This is a genomic window from Streptomyces broussonetiae, assembly GCF_009796285.1.
Taxonomy (GTDB): domain Bacteria; phylum Actinomycetota; class Actinomycetes; order Streptomycetales; family Streptomycetaceae; genus Streptomyces; species Streptomyces broussonetiae.
Genome location: NZ_CP047020.1, coordinates 2,884,797 through 2,901,161, shown reverse-complemented (window position 1 = coordinate 2,901,161; position 16,365 = coordinate 2,884,797). Strand labels below are relative to the sequence as shown.

14 protein-coding genes are annotated in these 16,365 nt (G+C 70.5%); 13 read left to right on the top strand and 1 reads right to left on the bottom strand.

The annotated features are described in order from the left end of the window. The 8 genes from murG to GQF42_RS13365 all read left to right on the top strand — a co-directional run bounded on the left by murG (window position 1) and on the right by GQF42_RS13365 (window position 7,205). On the top strand, window positions 1-1,089 hold the full coding sequence (gene murG / locus GQF42_RS13400) for an undecaprenyldiphospho-muramoylpentapeptide beta-N-acetylglucosaminyltransferase (protein ID WP_158919860.1): 1,089 nt from the start codon (window positions 1-3) through the stop codon (window positions 1,087-1,089). Between the two features lie 26 nt (window positions 1,090-1,115). Beyond that, window positions 1,116-1,910 (top strand): cell division protein FtsQ/DivIB, encoded by a 795-nt coding sequence (locus GQF42_RS13395; protein WP_158919859.1) that lies wholly within the window; start codon window positions 1,116-1,118, stop codon window positions 1,908-1,910. A 280-nt stretch (window positions 1,911-2,190) separates the two neighbouring features. Continuing rightward, on the top strand, window positions 2,191-3,399 hold the full coding sequence (ftsZ, locus tag GQF42_RS13390; RefSeq protein WP_158919858.1) for a cell division protein FtsZ: 1,209 nt from the start codon (window positions 2,191-2,193) through the stop codon (window positions 3,397-3,399). After that, window positions 3,396-4,124 (top strand): peptidoglycan editing factor PgeF, encoded by a 729-nt coding sequence (pgeF, locus tag GQF42_RS13385; protein ID WP_158919857.1) that lies wholly within the window; start codon window positions 3,396-3,398, stop codon window positions 4,122-4,124. Before ftsZ ends, pgeF begins: the two co-directional genes overlap by 4 nt. Before the next feature lie 6 nt (window positions 4,125-4,130). Continuing rightward, entirely contained in the window at window positions 4,131-4,850 is a 720-nt protein-coding gene (locus GQF42_RS13380) for a YggS family pyridoxal phosphate-dependent enzyme (RefSeq protein WP_158919856.1), read from the top strand. A gap of 128 nt (window positions 4,851-4,978) precedes the next feature. Further along, window positions 4,979-5,620 (top strand): cell division protein SepF, encoded by a 642-nt coding sequence (locus GQF42_RS13375; RefSeq protein ID WP_158919855.1) that lies wholly within the window; start codon window positions 4,979-4,981, stop codon window positions 5,618-5,620. Between the two features lie 60 nt (window positions 5,621-5,680). Further along, complete coding sequence (locus GQF42_RS13370) at window positions 5,681-5,968, top strand: YggT family protein (protein ID WP_158919854.1); 288 nt, start codon at window positions 5,681-5,683, stop codon at window positions 5,966-5,968. A 55-nt stretch (window positions 5,969-6,023) separates the two neighbouring features. Next, a complete protein-coding gene (locus tag GQF42_RS13365; RefSeq protein WP_158919853.1) occupies window positions 6,024-7,205 on the top strand; it encodes a DivIVA domain-containing protein in 1,182 nt (393 codons plus the stop codon). A 232-nt stretch (window positions 7,206-7,437) separates the two neighbouring features. Here the strand turns inward: GQF42_RS13365 and ileS are convergent, their stop codons facing one another. Further along, the gene (gene ileS / locus GQF42_RS13360) at window positions 7,438-10,632 is read right to left on the bottom strand and encodes an isoleucine--tRNA ligase (protein ID WP_158919852.1); all 3,195 of its coding nucleotides are present in this window, start codon (window positions 10,630-10,632) and stop codon (window positions 7,438-7,440) included. A gap of 605 nt (window positions 10,633-11,237) precedes the next feature. Here ileS and GQF42_RS13350 point away from each other — a divergent pair. From GQF42_RS13350 to GQF42_RS13330, 5 genes are all read left to right on the top strand, one after another. Beyond that, complete coding sequence (locus GQF42_RS13350) at window positions 11,238-12,374, top strand: TraR/DksA family transcriptional regulator (RefSeq protein ID WP_158919851.1); 1,137 nt, start codon at window positions 11,238-11,240, stop codon at window positions 12,372-12,374. 67 nt (window positions 12,375-12,441) lie between these two features. Then, the gene (gene lspA, locus GQF42_RS13345) at window positions 12,442-13,086 is read left to right on the top strand and encodes a signal peptidase II (protein WP_158919850.1); all 645 of its coding nucleotides are present in this window, start codon (window positions 12,442-12,444) and stop codon (window positions 13,084-13,086) included. Between the two features lie 168 nt (window positions 13,087-13,254). After that, window positions 13,255-14,199 carry an RluA family pseudouridine synthase gene (locus GQF42_RS13340; RefSeq protein WP_158919849.1) on the top strand — a complete coding sequence of 315 codons (945 nt, stop codon included), beginning with the start codon at window positions 13,255-13,257 and terminating at the stop codon, window positions 14,197-14,199. Beyond that, window positions 14,196-14,666 carry a GNAT family N-acetyltransferase gene (locus GQF42_RS13335; protein ID WP_158919848.1) on the top strand — a complete coding sequence of 157 codons (471 nt, stop codon included), beginning with the start codon at window positions 14,196-14,198 and terminating at the stop codon, window positions 14,664-14,666. Before GQF42_RS13340 ends, GQF42_RS13335 begins: the two co-directional genes overlap by 4 nt. 74 nt (window positions 14,667-14,740) lie before the next feature. Then, a complete protein-coding gene (locus GQF42_RS13330) occupies window positions 14,741-16,327 on the top strand; it encodes a Na+/H+ antiporter (RefSeq protein ID WP_158919847.1) in 1,587 nt (528 codons plus the stop codon). Window positions 16,328-16,365 lie beyond the last annotated feature (38 nt).

The following is a 16,365-nucleotide window of genomic DNA, read 5'->3' as shown; positions in this document are numbered from 1 at the left end:
GTGCATGTCGTACTCGCCGGTGGGGGGACCGCCGGCCACATCGAGCCCGCGCTCGCCCTCGCGGACGCCCTGCGCAGGCAGGACCCCACCGTGGGGATCACGGCCCTGGGCACGGAACGCGGCCTGGAGACCAAGCTCGTCCCGGAGCGCGGCTACGAGCTGGCGCTGATCCCGGCCGTGCCGCTGCCCCGCAGGCCCACGCCCGAGCTGATCACCGTCCCGGGCCGGCTGCGCGGCACCATCAAGGCCGCCGAGCAGATCCTGGAGCGCACCAAGGCGGACGCCGTGGTCGGCTTCGGTGGATATGTCGCCCTGCCCGGCTACCTGGCCGCCAAGCGGCTCGGCGTGCCCATCGTGATCCACGAGGCCAACGCCCGCCCCGGTCTGGCCAACAAGATCGGCTCGCGGTACGCGGCCCGGGTCGCCGTCTCCACACCGGACAGCAAGCTGCGTGACGCGCGCTACATCGGCATCCCGCTGCGCCGCTCCATCGCCACCCTGGACCGGGCCGCCGCCCGCCCGGAGGCCCGCTACCGCTTCGGCCTCGATCCGAACCTGCCCACGCTGCTGGTCTCCGGCGGCTCGCAGGGCGCCCGGCGCCTCAACGAGGTCGTCCAGCAGGTCGCTCCGTGGCTCCAGCAGGCCGGTATCCAGATCCTGCACGCGGTCGGCCCGAAGAACGAACTGCCGCAGGTGCACCAGATGCCGGGGATGCCCCCCTACATCCCGGTAAGTTACCTGGACCGGATGGACCTCGCGTACGCCGCGGCCGACATGATGCTCTGCCGAGCGGGCGCGATGACCGTCGCCGAACTCTCCGCCGTCGGACTCCCGGCCGCCTACGTCCCGCTGCCCATCGGCAACGGCGAACAGCGGCTCAACGCCCAGCCGGTGGTGAAGGCCGGTGGCGGACTCCTCGTCGACGACGCGGAACTGACGCCCGAGTGGGTACAGCAGAACCTCCTGCCCGTGCTCGCGGATCCGCACCGTCTGTACGAGATGTCCCGCGCGGCAAGCGAGTTCGGCCGCCGGGACGCCGACGAGCTGCTCGTCGGCATGGTGTACGAGGCGATCGCCTCGCGCCGTTAGGACCGTATGACGAAAGGGCAGTGAGCGTGGCCGGACCGACGACCGCCGAGCGCGGGGAACGCCAGCAGGAGTCGTCCGGCCCGCCGTCCGCCCGGCGGTTCAGAAGACCGCACCTTCGTACGATCGTCATCCTGGCCGTGGCCGCCGTACTCCTCGGGGCCGGTGCCACTTGGGTGTTGTACGGCTCTTCCTGGCTGCGCGTCGAGCACGTCTCGGTGTCCGGCACGCGCGTGCTGACCCCCGCCGCGGTGCGCGATGTGGCCGCCGTACCGGTCGGGGCGCCGATGGTCTCCGTCGACACCGACGGTATCGAAGCCCGACTTCGTCGTGAATTGCCCCGAATTGGCGCGGTTGACGTGGTTCGTTCCTGGCCTCATGGAATCGGCCTGAAAGTGACCGAGCGCACTCCGGTCCTGCTCCTGAAAAGCGGCGGGAAGTTCGTCGAAGTCGATGACGAGGGTGTCCGGTTCGCCACGGTTTCGCAGGCGCCAAAAGGCGTTCCCGCTCTGGAATTGTCCCTTTCCCGCGCGGGTTCCGCGGCCGCGAGCCTGAGGCGCTTCGGCGCCGACCGGCTGGTGCGCGAGGCGGTCCGGGTCGCCGGCGACCTGCCGGACGCGGTCGCCAGGGACACTCGGACCGTCCAAGTCCGTTCCTATGACGACATCTCGCTGGAGTTGGGCGACCGTCGCACGGTGGCTTGGGGCAGCAGCGAGAGCGGCCGCGCCAAGGCGCGGGCGCTCACCGCTCTCATGAAAGCAGCTCCGGGCGCACGGCACTTCGATGTCACTGTTCCCACCGCCCCTGCGTCATCGGGGAGTTGACGCACATCAGCGCAGGCCAGCACCCTGGTTGGGCACTGCTACGGCTGATCACATAGGGTGAAAAGAAAAACGGGAGGTTCGGCGTGTTCGTTGAACGGGCGCCACTTGTCGACTTAGTGTCCTGTTCAGAAGACTTCAAGGAACAGGCACACTGGTAACCCTAAACTTCAGGGTTAGGGTTCGGGTCGGCGCTACGAACCGTCCCATTCGGCATCTGCCGTCCCGGCGCGGGGCACCGCACGGCGACGGCAACGTTAATTCGAGGCGAGAGGCCTTCGACGTGGCAGCACCGCAGAACTACCTCGCAGTCATCAAGGTCATCGGTGTCGGCGGCGGTGGTGTCAATGCCATCAACCGGATGATCGAGGTCGGTCTCAAGGGCGTCGAGTTCATCGCCATCAACACCGACGCACAGGCGCTGTTGATGAGCGACGCCGACGTCAAGCTGGACGTCGGCCGTGAACTCACCCGCGGACTCGGCGCCGGAGCCAACCCGGCCGTCGGCCGCAAGGCTGCCGAGGACCACCGCGAGGAGATCGAAGAGGTCCTCAAGGGGGCCGACATGGTCTTCGTGACGGCCGGTGAAGGCGGCGGCACCGGCACCGGCGGCGCGCCCGTCGTGGCCAACATCGCGCGCTCGCTCGGCGCCCTCACCATCGGTGTGGTCACCCGCCCGTTCACCTTCGAGGGCCGGCGCCGCGCGAACCAGGCCGAGGACGGCATCGCCGAACTGCGTGAAGAGGTCGACACCCTCATCGTCATCCCCAACGACCGGCTGCTGTCCATCTCGGACCGCCAGGTCTCGGTCCTGGACGCCTTCAAGTCCGCCGACCAGGTCTTGCTCTCCGGCGTCCAGGGCATCACCGACCTCATCACCACCCCCGGTCTGATCAACCTCGACTTCGCCGACGTCAAGTCGGTCATGTCCGAGGCCGGTTCGGCCCTCATGGGCATCGGCTCGGCCCGCGGCGACGACCGCGCGGTGGCCGCGGCCGAGATGGCGATCTCCTCGCCGCTGCTCGAGGCGTCCATCGACGGCGCCCGTGGCGTCCTGCTCTCCATCTCCGGCGGCTCCGACCTCGGGCTGTTCGAGATCAACGAGGCTGCCCAACTGGTCAGCGAGGCCGCCCACCCCGAGGCCAACATCATCTTCGGTGCGGTCATCGACGACGCCCTCGGCGACGAGGTCCGGGTCACCGTGATCGCGGCCGGCTTCGACGGCGGCCAGCCGCCGGCGCGCCGGGACACCGTCATCGGCTCGGCCTCGGGGTCGACGTCCGCCCGCCGCGACGAGCCCTCTTCGGTACGGCTGTCCGAGCCCAGCCGGCCGACCTTCGGCTCGCTCGGCAGCGTGACGCCGAAGGAGGAGCCGGAGCCGGCGCCCGAGCCGGTGGCCGACCTCCCGACCGTTCCGCCGATCCCGCCGGCGCCGCGTAGCTACGCGGACAGCGCCGCCGAGGAGCTGGACGTGCCGGACTTCCTGAAGTGATAGGACAGCGCGAGAGCGTGAGCGGCGCGCACTTCGCCTTCACCGACCGGTGGGGCGGGGTGAGCGCCGCTCCGTATGAGGAGCTGAACCTCGGCGGCGCGGTCGGTGACGCCCCCGAGGCCGTACGGGCCAACCGCGACTCCGCCGCCAAGACGCTCGGCCTCGACGCGGACCGGGTCGTCTGGATGAACCAGGTGCACGGCGCCGATGTGGCCGTCGTGGACGGACCGTGGGGCGAGCGTCCCGTGCCGGAGGTCGACGCGATCGTCACCGGCCGCCGCGGACTTGCCCTCGCCGTCCTCACCGCCGACTGTGTGCCGGTGCTGCTGGCCGACCCCGTCGCCGGAGTCGTGGCCGCGGCCCACGCGGGCCGCCCCGGCATGGTCAAGGGGGTCGTCCCGGCCGCCGTACGGGCCATGGCCGAACTCGGCGCCGAGCCCGGCCGGATCGTCGTCCGCACCGGACCCGCCGTGTGCGGCCGGTGCTACGAGGTGCCGGAGGCGATGCGCGCCGAGGTGGGCGCCCTCGAGCCGGCGGCGCACGCCGAGACGAGCTGGGGCACACCCGCGGTCGACGTGAGCGCGGGCGTGCACGCGCAGCTCGACCGGCTCGGGGTGTGCGACCGGGCGCAATCGCCGGTGTGCACGCTGGAGTCGGAGGACCACTTCTCGTACCGCCGCGACCGCACCACCGGGCGGCTCGCCGGCTATGTCTGGCTGGACTGATGGGGCATGACGGACCGTAAGACCGAACTCGCCGCAAACCTGGCGAAAGTGGAGGAGCGCATCGCCGACGCGTGCACCGCGGCCGGACGCGGGCGGGAGGAGGTGACCCTCATCGTGGTCACCAAGACCTACCCGGCGAGCGATGTGCGGATCCTGTCGGAACTCGGTGTGCGCCACGTCGCGGAGAACCGCGACCAGGACGCGGCACCGAAGGCCGCAGCATGCTCGGATCTGCCGCTTACATGGCATTTTGTCGGCCAGCTGCAGACCAACAAGGTCCGTTCCGTGGTCGGTTATGCCGATGTCGTGCAGTCCGTCGACCGTGCCCGGCTCGTCACCGCGCTGTCCAACGAGGCGGTGCGGGCGGAGCGCGAGGTGGGCTGCCTGATCCAGGTCGCGCTGGATGCGGGGGAGAGCGGCCGGGGTGAGCGCGGAGGCGTGGCCCCGGGTGGAATCGAAGAGTTGGCCGATCTCGTCGGCGCGGCACCGGGGCTGCGGCTCGACGGGCTGATGGCCGTCGCCCCGCTCACCGGGGAGTACGCGGGGCGCGAACGGGCGGCGTTCGGGCGGCTCATGGATTTGTCGACCGACCTGCGCCGAACCCGTCCGACTGCAACCATGGTGTCGGCAGGGATGAGTGCGGACCTCGAACAGGCCGTGGCCGCCGGGGCGACACATGTGCGCGTCGGCACCGCGGTACTCGGAGTCCGCCCCAGGCTCGGGTAACGTCGCCAGGAAGTCGGACCACAGCAGAAAATATGGTCAATGCCCGCGAAGGTGGGCACAACGACCACGTGGATCGCGGGCACTTGGCAGTCGTCAGTCGATCCACCACAGAGCGGAGGACTCAGAGAATGGCCGGCGCGATGCGCAAGATGGCGGTCTACCTCGGCCTCGTGGAGGACGATGGGTACGACGGCCGCGGATTCGACCCCGACGACGACTTCGAGCCCGAGTTGGACCCGGAGCCCGAGCGGGACCACCGACGGCATGAACCGTCACACCAGTCGCACGGCGCACATCAGTCCCAAAGGGACGAAGAGGTGCGAATCGTCCAACCGCCCGCGCAGCGCGAGCCGGTGGCCCGTTCGACTTCGCTCGCCGCGGAATCCGGACGTCCGGCGCGCATCGCGCCCGTGGCATCCATCACACAAGAACGTCAGCCCCTCGAGAAGAACGCACCGGTGATCATGCCCAAGGTTGTGTCCGAGCGAGAGCCTTACCGGATCACCACGCTTCACCCGCGGACCTACAACGAGGCCCGTACCATCGGGGAACACTTCCGTGAAGGCACCCCTGTGATCATGAATCTGACTGAGATGGACGACACAGACGCGAAGCGACTTGTCGACTTTGCGGCTGGTTTGGTGTTTGGTCTTCACGGCAGCATCGAGCGGGTGACGCAGAAGGTGTTCCTGTTGTCTCCTGCTAACGTCGATGTCACGGCGGAGGACAAGGCCCGCATCGCAGAGGGCGGGTTCTTCAACCAGAGCTGAGACGCACAACCGGATCGACGTTCGGAAGAGCACGGAACAGGGGAGAGGGAAGCGCAGGCCATGAGCGTGTTCGCACAGGTGGTCCACATCGCGCTATTGGCGTTCCTCGCCGTGCTCATTTTCCGGCTCGTCATGGATTATGTGTTCCAGTTCGCCCGCTCGTGGCAACCCGGCAAGGCGATGGTGGTCGTACTGGAGGCCACCTACACTGTCACCGATCCACCGCTGAAGCTTCTGCGGCGGTTCATTCCGCCGCTGCGTCTCGGGGGCGTGGCGCTCGACCTGTCCTTCTTCGTACTGATGATCATCGTTTACATCCTCATCTCCATCACGGGGAGCTTCGTGTAATGAGGGTGGACGATACGGTCTTGCCGACTGCCGATGACTACGTTGAGGTGAAGAGATGCCGTTGACCCCCGAGGACGTGCGGAACAAGCAGTTCACGACCGTCCGCCTCCGAGAAGGCTATGACGAGGACGAGGTCGATGCCTTCCTCGACGAGGTCGAAGCCGAACTGACCCGTCTGCTCCGCGAGAACGAGGACCTGCGCGCCAAGCTGGCCGCGGCGACCCGTGCGGCCGCGCAGAACCAGCAGAACATGCGCAAGGGCCCGCCGGAGCAGGACCAGCAGCAGCATCCCCAGCAGCACCCGCAGCAGCAGGGCATGCCTCAGCAGGGGATGCGAGGGCCCGGCGCGCCGGTGCCCGCCGGCATATCGGGCCCGCCGCAGCAGCAGATGGGTGGCCCCATGGGTGGCCCGCCCCAGCTGCCGAGCGGTGCCCCGCAGCTGCCCGCCGGTCCCGGCGGTCAGGGCGGCCCGCAGGGTCCCGGCCCGATGGGCCAGGGTCCGATGGGCCAGGGTCCGATGGGTCAGGGTCCGATGGGTCAGGGTCCGATGGGCGGTCAGCCGCCCATGCAGCAGCAGATGGGTGGTCCGATGGGCGGCCCCATGGGCGGTCCGATGGGCGGCCCCGGTCAGGGCCCCGGTGGCGACAGCGCCGCCCGAGTCCTCTCGCTGGCCCAGCAGACCGCCGACCAGGCGATCGCCGAGGCCCGCTCCGAGGCCAACAAGATCGTCGGTGAGGCCCGCAGCCGCGCCGAGGGTCTGGAGCGTGACGCCCGTGCCAAGGCCGACGCCCTGGAGCGGGACGCGCAGGAGAAGCACCGCGTCGCGATGGGCTCCCTGGAGTCCGCCCGCGCCACGCTGGAGCGCAAGGTCGAGGACCTGCGCGGCTTCGAGCGCGAGTACCGCACGCGCCTGAAGTCGTACCTCGAGTCCCAGCTGCGCCAGCTGGAGACCCAGGCCGACGACTCCCTGGCCCCGCCGCGCACCCCGGCCACCGCGTCCCTGCCGCCGTCCCCGGCGCCCTCCATGGCTCCGGCCGGCGCGAGCGCCCCGTCCTACGGCGGCAACCAGACGATGGGCGGCAACCCCGCTCCGTCCGCCCCGTCCTACGGCGGTCAGCAGCAGATGACCCCGGCCATGACCCAGCCCATGGCCCCGGTCCGTCCGCAGGGTCCGTCCCCGATGGGCCAGGCTCCCTCGCCGATGCGCGGGTTCCTGATCGACGAGGACGACAACTGAGCACCGGGCACGGTGAGTAGTACGCCTTAGGCGTCGGCAGCGTTCAACAGGGCGGGGCCCCTGGACTCAGGTCCGGGGGCCCCGCCCTGTTTACGCGAGTTGAGACGCTGGTGCCGGGTGCGGGGGGTTTCAGGGGCGCGTGGAACCGCGCACCGCAGGCGATCCGACCGCACCCATGAAGAAGGGCCCGGCCTCCCCAGGGAGACCGGGCCCTTCTGGCACGACTCGGCGCTTACGCCTTCCGCAGCCGGAATGAGAGAGACAGCCCCTCGTCGGTGAACGGCTCACCGAAGCTGTCGTCGGCCTCACCCTGTTGGAAGTCCGTCGACAGAACCTCGTCGGCGATCAACTCGCTGTTCTCGGACAAGGCCGCGATCACCCCGGGGTCGGTCGATGTCCATCGCAGGGCGATCCGGTCGGCCACGTCCAGCCCGCTGTTCTTGCGGGCCTCCTGGATCAGCCGGATCGCGTCACGGGCCAGGCCCGCCTGCCGCAGTTCCTCGGTGATCTCCAGGTCCAGCGCCACCGTGGCACCGGAGTCGGACGCCACCGACCAGCCCTCGCGCGGGGTTTCTGTGATGATCACCTCGTCCGGGGCGAGGGTGACCGTCTCACCGTCGACCTCCACCGACGCGGTGCCCTCGCGCAGCGCCAGCGACAGCGCGGCGGCGTCGGCACCGGCGATCGCCTTCGCCACGTCCTGCACCCGCTTGCCGAACCGCTTGCCCAGCGCACGGAAGTTGGCCTTGGCGGTGGTGTCCACCAGGCTGCCGCCTCCCGCTGGACCGGCGGAGGAATCCGACAGCGACGCCAGCGAGGAGACGTTCAGCTCCTCGGTGATCTGGGTGTGCAGCTCGCGGTCCAGGGAATCGAAGCCGGTCGCGGCGATCAGCGCGCGGGACAGCGGCTGACGAGTCTTGACGCCCGACTCCGCGCGCGTGGCACGGCCCAGCTCCACCAGCCGGCGGACCAGGACCATCTGCTTCGACAGCTCCGGGTCGATCGCCGACAGCTCGGCCTTGGGCCAGGCGGCCAGGTGCACCGACTCCGGCGCGCCCGGGGTCACCGGCACGATCAGGTCCTGCCACACCCGCTCGGTGATGAACGGGGTGATCGGCGCCATCAGCTTGGTGACCGTCTCCAGCACCTCGTGCAGCGTGCGCAGCGCGGCCTGTTCGCCCTGCCAGAAGCGGCGGCGCGAGCGGCGGACGTACCAGTTGGACAGGTCGTCGACGAACGCGGACAGCAGCTTGCCGGCACGCTGGGTGTCGTACGCCTCCAGCGCCTGGGTCACCTGGTCGGTGAGGGCGTGCAGTTCGGACAGCAGCCAGCGGTCGATCAGCGGGCGCTCGGCCGGGGCCGGGTCCGCCGCGCTGGGCGCCCACTCGGACGTACGGGCGTACAGCGCCTGGAAGGCGACCGTGTTCCAGTACGTCAGCAGAGTCTTGCGCACGACCTCCTGGATGGTGCCGTGGCCCACCCGGCGGGCCGCCCACGGGGAGCCGCCGGCCGCCATGAACCAGCGCACCGCGTCCGCGCCGTTGGCGTCCATGAGCGGGATCGGCTGCAGGATGTTGCCCAGGTGCTTGGACATCTTGCGGCCGTCCTCGGCCAGGATGTGGCCGAGGCACACGACGTTCTCGTACGACGACTTGTCGAAGACCAGCGTGCCGACGGCCATCAGCGTGTAGAACCAGCCACGGGTCTGGTCGATCGCCTCGGAGATGAACTGCGCCGGGTAGCGGCTCTCGAACAGCTCCTTGTTCTTGTACGGGTAGCCCCACTGCGCGAAGGGCATCGAGCCCGAGTCGTACCAGGCGTCGATGACCTCCGGCACGCGCGTGGCCGTGCTGCCGCAGCCTTCGTGCGGGCAGGCGAAGGTGACCTCGTCGATGTACGGCCGGTGCGGGTCGAGGGCCGACTGGTCGGTGCCGGTCAGCTCGGTCAGTTCCGCGCGGGAGCCGACGACGGTGAGGTGGTCGTCCTCACAGCGCCAGATCGGCAGCGGGGTGCCCCAGTAGCGGTTGCGGGACAGCGCCCAGTCGATGTTGTTGTTCAGCCAGTCGCCGAAGCGGCCGTGCTTGACTGTCTCAGGGAACCAGTTGGTCTTCTCGTTCTCCTGGATGAGACGGTCCTTGATCGCCGTCGTGCGGATGTACCAGGAGGGCTGTGCGTAGTAGAGCAGCGCGGTGTGACAGCGCCAGCAGTGCGGGTAGCTGTGCTCGTACGGGATGTGCTTGAACAGCAGGCCGCGCTGCTGGAGGTCCTCGGTCAGCTTCTCGTCCGCCTTCTTGAAGAAGACGCCGCCGACCATCGGCACGTCCTCCTCGAAGGTGCCGTCCGGGCGGACGGGGTTCACGACGGGCAGGCCGTAGGCGCGGCAGACCTTGAGGTCGTCCTCACCGAAGGCGGGGGACTGGTGGACCAGACCCGTACCGTCCTCGGTCGTGACGTACTCGGCGTTGACGACGAAGTGCGCCGAAGCCGGACCGTGCCCGTCGGTTCCCTCGCTGACGCTCGGGAACTCCACCAGCTCGAACGGACGTTGGTACGTCCAGCGCTCCATCTCGGCGCCGGTGAAGCTCTGGCCCGTGGTCTCCCAGCCCTCGCCGAGCGCCTTGGCGACAAGCGGCTCGGCGACGACGAGCTTCTCCTCGCCGTTGGTCGCGACGACGTAGGTGACCTCCGGGTGCGCGGCGACGGCCGTGTTGGACACCAGGGTCCACGGGGTCGTCGTCCACACCAGGAGCGCGGCCTCGCCCGCGAGCGGACCGGAGGTGAGCGGGAAACGGACGTACACGGACGGGTCGACGACCGTCTCGTAGCCCTGCGCCAGCTCGTGGTCGGACAGGCCGGTGCCGCAGCGTGGGCACCAGGGGGCGACGCGGTGGTCCTGGACCAGCAGGCCCTTGGAGAAGATCTCCTTCAGCGACCACCAGACCGACTCGATGTACTCGGGGTCCATGGTCACGTAGGCGTCGTCCAGGTCGACCCAGTAGCCCATCCGGCTGGTCAGCTCTTTGAAGGCGTCGGTGTGGCGCAGCACGGACTCGCGGCACTTGGCGTTGAACTCGGCGATGCCGTACGCCTCGATGTCCTGCTTGCCGGAGAAGCCCAGCTCCTTCTCGACGGTCAGCTCCACCGGCAGGCCGTGGCAGTCCCAGCCGGCCTTGCGGGCCACGTGGTAGCCGCGCATGGTCCGGAAGCGCGGGAAGACGTCCTTGAAGACGCGCGCCTCGATGTGATGGGCGCCGGGCATGCCGTTCGCGGTGGGCGGGCCCTCGTAGAACACCCATTCGGGGCGGCCCTCGGACTGCTCCAGGCTCTTGGCGAAGATCTTCTGTTCGCGCCAGAAGTCGAGCACGGCGTGCTCAAGAGCGGGCAGGTCGACCTGTGCGGGCACCTGGCGGTACGTCGGCGCTGTCATCTGCGAGCATCCTCCAACGGACTTGCTGCCTTCCGTCGGAGGGACGAGAGCCTTCGATCCTGTCTACGCCGTGTGCGGCGCGCTCCCGCGGTACCACCCTCCTTGGCCCTCCGTCGCGCCGTACGCGCCGGTGAGCCCCCTCATTGGGGTCGCGAAGCCGGTTCTACCGGCCCCAGCCCTACGGCTGCGGCTTTCTTCCGGCGGCTCCGGGGTGATCTTCACGTCGCGCTCGCCCCCGGGCTCACACCGTCCCCGGGTCGCTCTGGGCTGCGTACGCCGCTACTCGTCCCCATCCACGCTTCTCGCTCCGCCCAGTGTACGGCGCCGCACGGACAGCGGCCGACCGGTTTTCCGCGGGGCGGGGCCGTATGCCTCGGGGCCGGGCGGGATGCCCCGAATGGCGAGGGCGGGCGGGGGCACCTGCGGCCCGGGCCGTCCCGGCGGATTACCCGGCGGGGAGCTGGGCACAACGGATGCAGGCCCGCTGCTCGGGGGGTGCGGGCGGGCGAATCGGGCGGTGTGCCCCGTTGCCGCGGGACTCAAGTCGATTTATCGTCCCAGCACGATTCGCGAGCAAGATCACAATATGTGAAGGGGCCGCGGCCATGGTGGCGAAAGAGACCGCCGTACAGCAGCCGTCGACCGGCCGGGCCAGGGGCTCGGCCGCGCAGAGGACGGCCGCGAAGGGCACGGCCGCCAAGAAGACGGCCGCGAAGAAGGCGCCGGCGAACACGACGCCGGTCGACAAGGCACCGGTCAGGAACGCGACGGCGAAGAAGGCCGCTGTACGGGCGGCCGCGAAGGAGGCTCCGGCCGGGATGGCCGGCGCGCGGACGGTTGCGGCCGGGAGGACGGCTGCGAAGAAGACCACCGCGAAGACCGCGACCAAGACCGCGGAGGCGGCTGAGCCCGCGGAGGTCGCTGAGGCCAAGGGGGCCGAGGAGGCTACGGAGGCCGCGACGGGCGCGACGGCAGTGACGGCGAAAGCCGCGAAGAAGACCGCGAAGAAGAAGACCGTGAACAAGGCCGCGGTCGAGGAGCGGGCGGCCGGGAAGACGGCAAAGAAGGCCGGGAAAACGGCAGGGAAGAAGGCGGCGGCGAAGGGGGTGGCGGTGAAGGAGGCGACCGCCGAGGAGTCGGCGGCGAAGCAGGCCGGCGCCAGGAAGAAGGCGGCTGCCCCGGCCGTCTCCACGGAGACGGCCGGGAAGAGCACGGCCAAGAAAGCGGGCGCGGCGCGGGCCGCGAAGCAGACGGGAGCCACGACAGTGGTTGCGAAGAAGACTCCTGGCACGGCCACGGCCGCACAGAGCGCCGTTCCCAAGGCACGGCTCGCCGCGGCGGACCCCGGCGAGCTGGCGGTGCGCCCCGGCGAGGACCCCTGGACCCCGGAAGAGGTCGCGCAGGCCCGTGCCGAACTGCTGTCCGAGGTGGAGCGGCTGCGCGCCGAGATCAGCTCCTCCGAGGCCTCCCTCGTGGGCCTGATGCGGGACTCCGGGGACGGTGCGGGCGACGACGAGGCCGACACCGGGACCAAGAACATCACGCGCGAGCACGAGATGGCGCTCGCCGCCAACGCGCGCGAGATGCTGATCCAGAACGAGCACGCGCTGGAACGGCTGGACGCAGGCACCTATGGTCTGTGCGAGAACTGCGGCAACCCCATCGGCAAGGCCCGGATGCAGGCCTTCCCGCGGGCCACGCTGTGTGTGGAGTGCAAGCAGAAGCAGGAACGCCGCTCCTGAGCGTGAGGGGCCGCGCGGCCGTGCCGTAGTCTCGTCCTCAGTCAGGTACCTAGGCTGAGGGACTCACGTGGCAGAGGCGGAGCGCATCATCGGTACGCCGGACACCCCGGACGACGGCGGCGAGCAGACGGCGGCGGCCGGCGTGCCGGCGGGTTCCGACGCGTCCGCCGGGACCGGTGCGTCCGGGGAGGGCCGGCCAAAGGCCCCGGCGCAGGCGCGCGACGGTCGCGGGCGACGGATCGCCGTGCTGTTCGCGGTGGCCGCGTTCGCGTACGCCCTCGACCTGATCAGCAAGACGCTCGTGGTCGCCAAGCTGGAGGGTCACGAGCCGATCAAGCTGCTCGGGGACCTGCTGGAGCTGCACGCCATCCGCAACCCCGGTGCCGCCTTCGGCTTCGGAGCCGCGTTCACGGTGATCTTCACGCTGATCGCCGCCGCGGTGATCGTGGTGATCATCCGACTGGCCCGCAAGCTCTACAGCTTCCCCTGGGCGATCGCCCTCGGCCTGCTGCTCGGCGGTGCGCTCGGCAACCTCACCGACCGCATCTTCCGGTCGCCCGGGATCTTCGAGGGCGAGGTCGTGGACTTCATCGCCCCCAAGGGCTTCGCGGTGTTCAACCTGGCCGACTCGGCGATCGTGTGCGGCGGCATCCTGATCGTGCTGCTGTCCTTCCGCGGCCTGGACCCGGACGGCACGGTCCACGAGGACTAGGACCTGACCGGCGGGTCATGCCGCAGATGCGGGGGCCGGCGCGCCCGTCTGCGGCGTTGTCGTCGGTCGCTGTGGCCTTCCTGCAACTTTCCGCCGGACAGGCCCTGGTCGCTCGAGTTGTCCACAGGCACGTTCGGGGCCGTCGGGGCCGTCCGGCATACTCGACGGGTGAGCACGATTCCCGAGATCCGTACCCTGCCCGTGCCCGACGGCCTGGAGGGCGAGCGTGTCGACGCCGCCATCTCCCGCATGTTCGGCTTCTCTCGCACGAAGGCGGCCGAGCTGGCCGCGGCCGGCAAGGTGCAGGTCGACGGCGCGGTGGTCGGCAAGTCCGAGCGGGTGCGCGGCGGCGCCTGGCTCGAGGTCGAGATGCCGCAGGCGCCCGCGCCGGTGCAGGTGGTCGCCGAGCCGGTCGAGGGCATGGAGATCGTGCACGACGACGATGACGTGGTCGTCATCGTCAAGCCGGTCGGCGTGGCCGCGCACCCCTCGCCGGGCTGGAGCGGCCCCACCGTCATCGGCGGCCTGGCCGCCGCCGGGTACCGGATCTCCACCTCCGGCGCCGCCGAGCGCCAGGGGATCGTGCACCGCCTGGACGTCGGCACCTCGGGCCTGATGGTGGTCGCCAAGTCGGAGCGGGCGTACACCTCGCTCAAGCGCCAGTTCAAGGAGCGCACGGTCGACAAGCGCTACCACACCCTGGTCCAGGGCCACCCGGACCCGACGAGCGGGACCATCGACGCCCCCATCGGCCGACACCCGAACCACGACTACAAGTGGGCGGTCACGGCCGACGGCAAGCCCTCCGTGACCCACTACGACCTCCTCGAGGCGTTCCGCGCCGCCTCGCTGCTGGACGTGAAGCTGGAGACCGGCCGCACCCACCAGATCCGCGTCCACATGGCCGCCCACCGCCACCCCTGCGTCGGCGACCTCACCTACGGCGCCGACCCGACGCTCGCCAAGCGGCTGCGCCTGACCCGCCAGTGGCTGCACGCCGTGCGGCTCGGCTTCGAGCACCCCGCGGACGGGCAGTGGGTGGAGTTCCACAGCGACTACCCCGAGGACCTGCAGGAGGCCCTCGACCAGGTCCGCGAGGAGACGTACGCGTGAGCGCGGCGCCGTACACCGTCCGGGTCGCCGAGGACGTCGCCGACCGCGAAGCCTGCTTCGCGGTCCGCAAGGAGGTCTTCGTGCACGAACAGGGCGTTGCCGAGGACATCGAGTACGACGCCTACGACGCCGGCGCCGTGCATGTGCTGGCGATCCGCGAGGACGGTGTGCCGCTCGGCACCGGGCGGCTGCTGTCCGGCAAGGCGGCCGTCGCCAAGACCGGCGCGGACGCGTCGGTGGGCTCCCTGGGGCGGCTCGCCGTCTCCCGGGCGGCGCGCGGGCTCGGAGTCGGCGCGGCCCTGGTGCGGGCCATCGAGGACGCGGCACGCGCGCGTGGCCTCACCGCGGTGGACCTGCACGCACAGACCCAGGCACTGGGCTTCTACGAGCGCCTCGGCTACGCGGCGTACGGCCCCGAGTTCCCGGACGCGGACATGCCGCACCGGGCGATGCGCCGGGCCCTGTAGCGGCGCGCGCTCCCGGCGGGCGGATGGCAGGCTTGAGATCTGCCGTGTGATCGTCGACTCCCGGAGCGCCGGCCGTGGACCAGTTGGCCCTGCTGTTCGTCCTGCTGCTGGGGGCCCTGGTGAGCGTGCCGGTGGCGGACCGGTTCGGGGTGCCGGCGCCGGTGTTGATGACGCTGTTCGGCGGAGCCCTCGCGGTGGCCGACTTCGTGCCCAACGTGGACATCCCACCCGAGCTGATCCTGCCCGGGCTGCTGCCGCCGCTGCTCTACGCCGCCGTGCGCCGCACCTCCTGGCGGCAGTTCGCGGCCAACATCCGGCCGATCTTCCTGCTGGCCGTCGCCCTGGTGTTCGTGACGACCGTGTGCGTGGCGTACGTCGCGAACGCCATCGTGCCCGGGCTGCCGATCGCCGCGGCCGTAGCGCTCGGCGCGCTGATCGCCCCGCCCGACCCGGTCGCCGCGACCAGCGTGGCCGGACAGCTGGGGCTGCCGCGCCGCCTGGTGTCGATCCTGGAGGGCGAGGGACTCTTCAACGACGTCACGGCCATCGTGCTGTACCACGTGGCGATCGCCGCGGTCGTGAGCGGCACCTTCTCGGCATGGCGGGCCGGGCTGGACCTGGTGCTGTCCGCGGTCGTCGCGGTGGCCGTCGGCCTGCTGCTCGGCTGGGGTGCGAACAGGCTGATGGACCTGCTCGGCGATCCGACCCTGCAGATCGGCATGACCCTGCTGGTGCCGTACGCCTCCTACGTGCTCGCGGAGAAGCTGCACGGCTCCGGGGTGCTCGCGGTGCTCACCACGGCGCTCTTCCTCGCCGAGTACGCCACCGACGCCGATGACGTCATGACCCGGCTGGCCGGGCACACCTTCTGGGACATCATCGACACCCTCGTCACCGGTGTGGCCTTCGGGCTCATCGGTCTGGAGCTGCACAACGCCATCCGTACGGCCGCGGGCCGCTGGGGGGAGCTGCTCGGCTGGGCCGCGGCCGTCGTCGGCGTGGTGATCGTCGTACGGCTGATGTGGCTGCTGCCCGCGACCTGGCTGACCAAACGGCTGCACGCGCGGCGGGACTACGACGAGGAGATCCCGGTCAGCTGGCGGGAGACCGTGGTGATGTGGTGGTCGGGGATGCGCGGGGTGGCCTCGGTGGCACTCGCACTGGCCGTCCCGCTCAAGACCCACGCCGGCTCCCCCTTCCCCGACCGGGACGAGATCGTCTTCATCGCCTTCGGGGTCATCGTCGTCACGTTGGTGCTCCAGGGGCTCACCCTGCCGTGGCTGGTCAAGCGGCTGGGGGTGCGGACCGACTCCGAACGGGAGAAGGAGTTCGAGAAGGAGCTGGCGGTGCGCGCGGCCAAGGCGGCCAGGCGCAGGCTGCGGGAGATCGAGCAGGTGGAGGATCTGCCCGAGGACCTGGCGGAGCAGATGCTGCGGCGCGCCTTCGACATCGGCATCCGGATCAGCCCGGACATGGGGGAGGAGGAGCGCCGGGAGGCGCAGTACCAGCGGGCCAGGCGGCTCAAGCGCATCCGGCGCATCCAGAACGAGATGATGAGCGCGGCACGTCACGAGGTGCTGGCGGCGCGGAGCGAGCCGGGGTCGGACCCGGAGATCGTGGACCGGGTGCTGCGCCATCTAGACGTGCGCAGCCTGCGGTGAGGCGCGCGGGGCGTGCGGCCGGCGGGCGCAGGCGATTG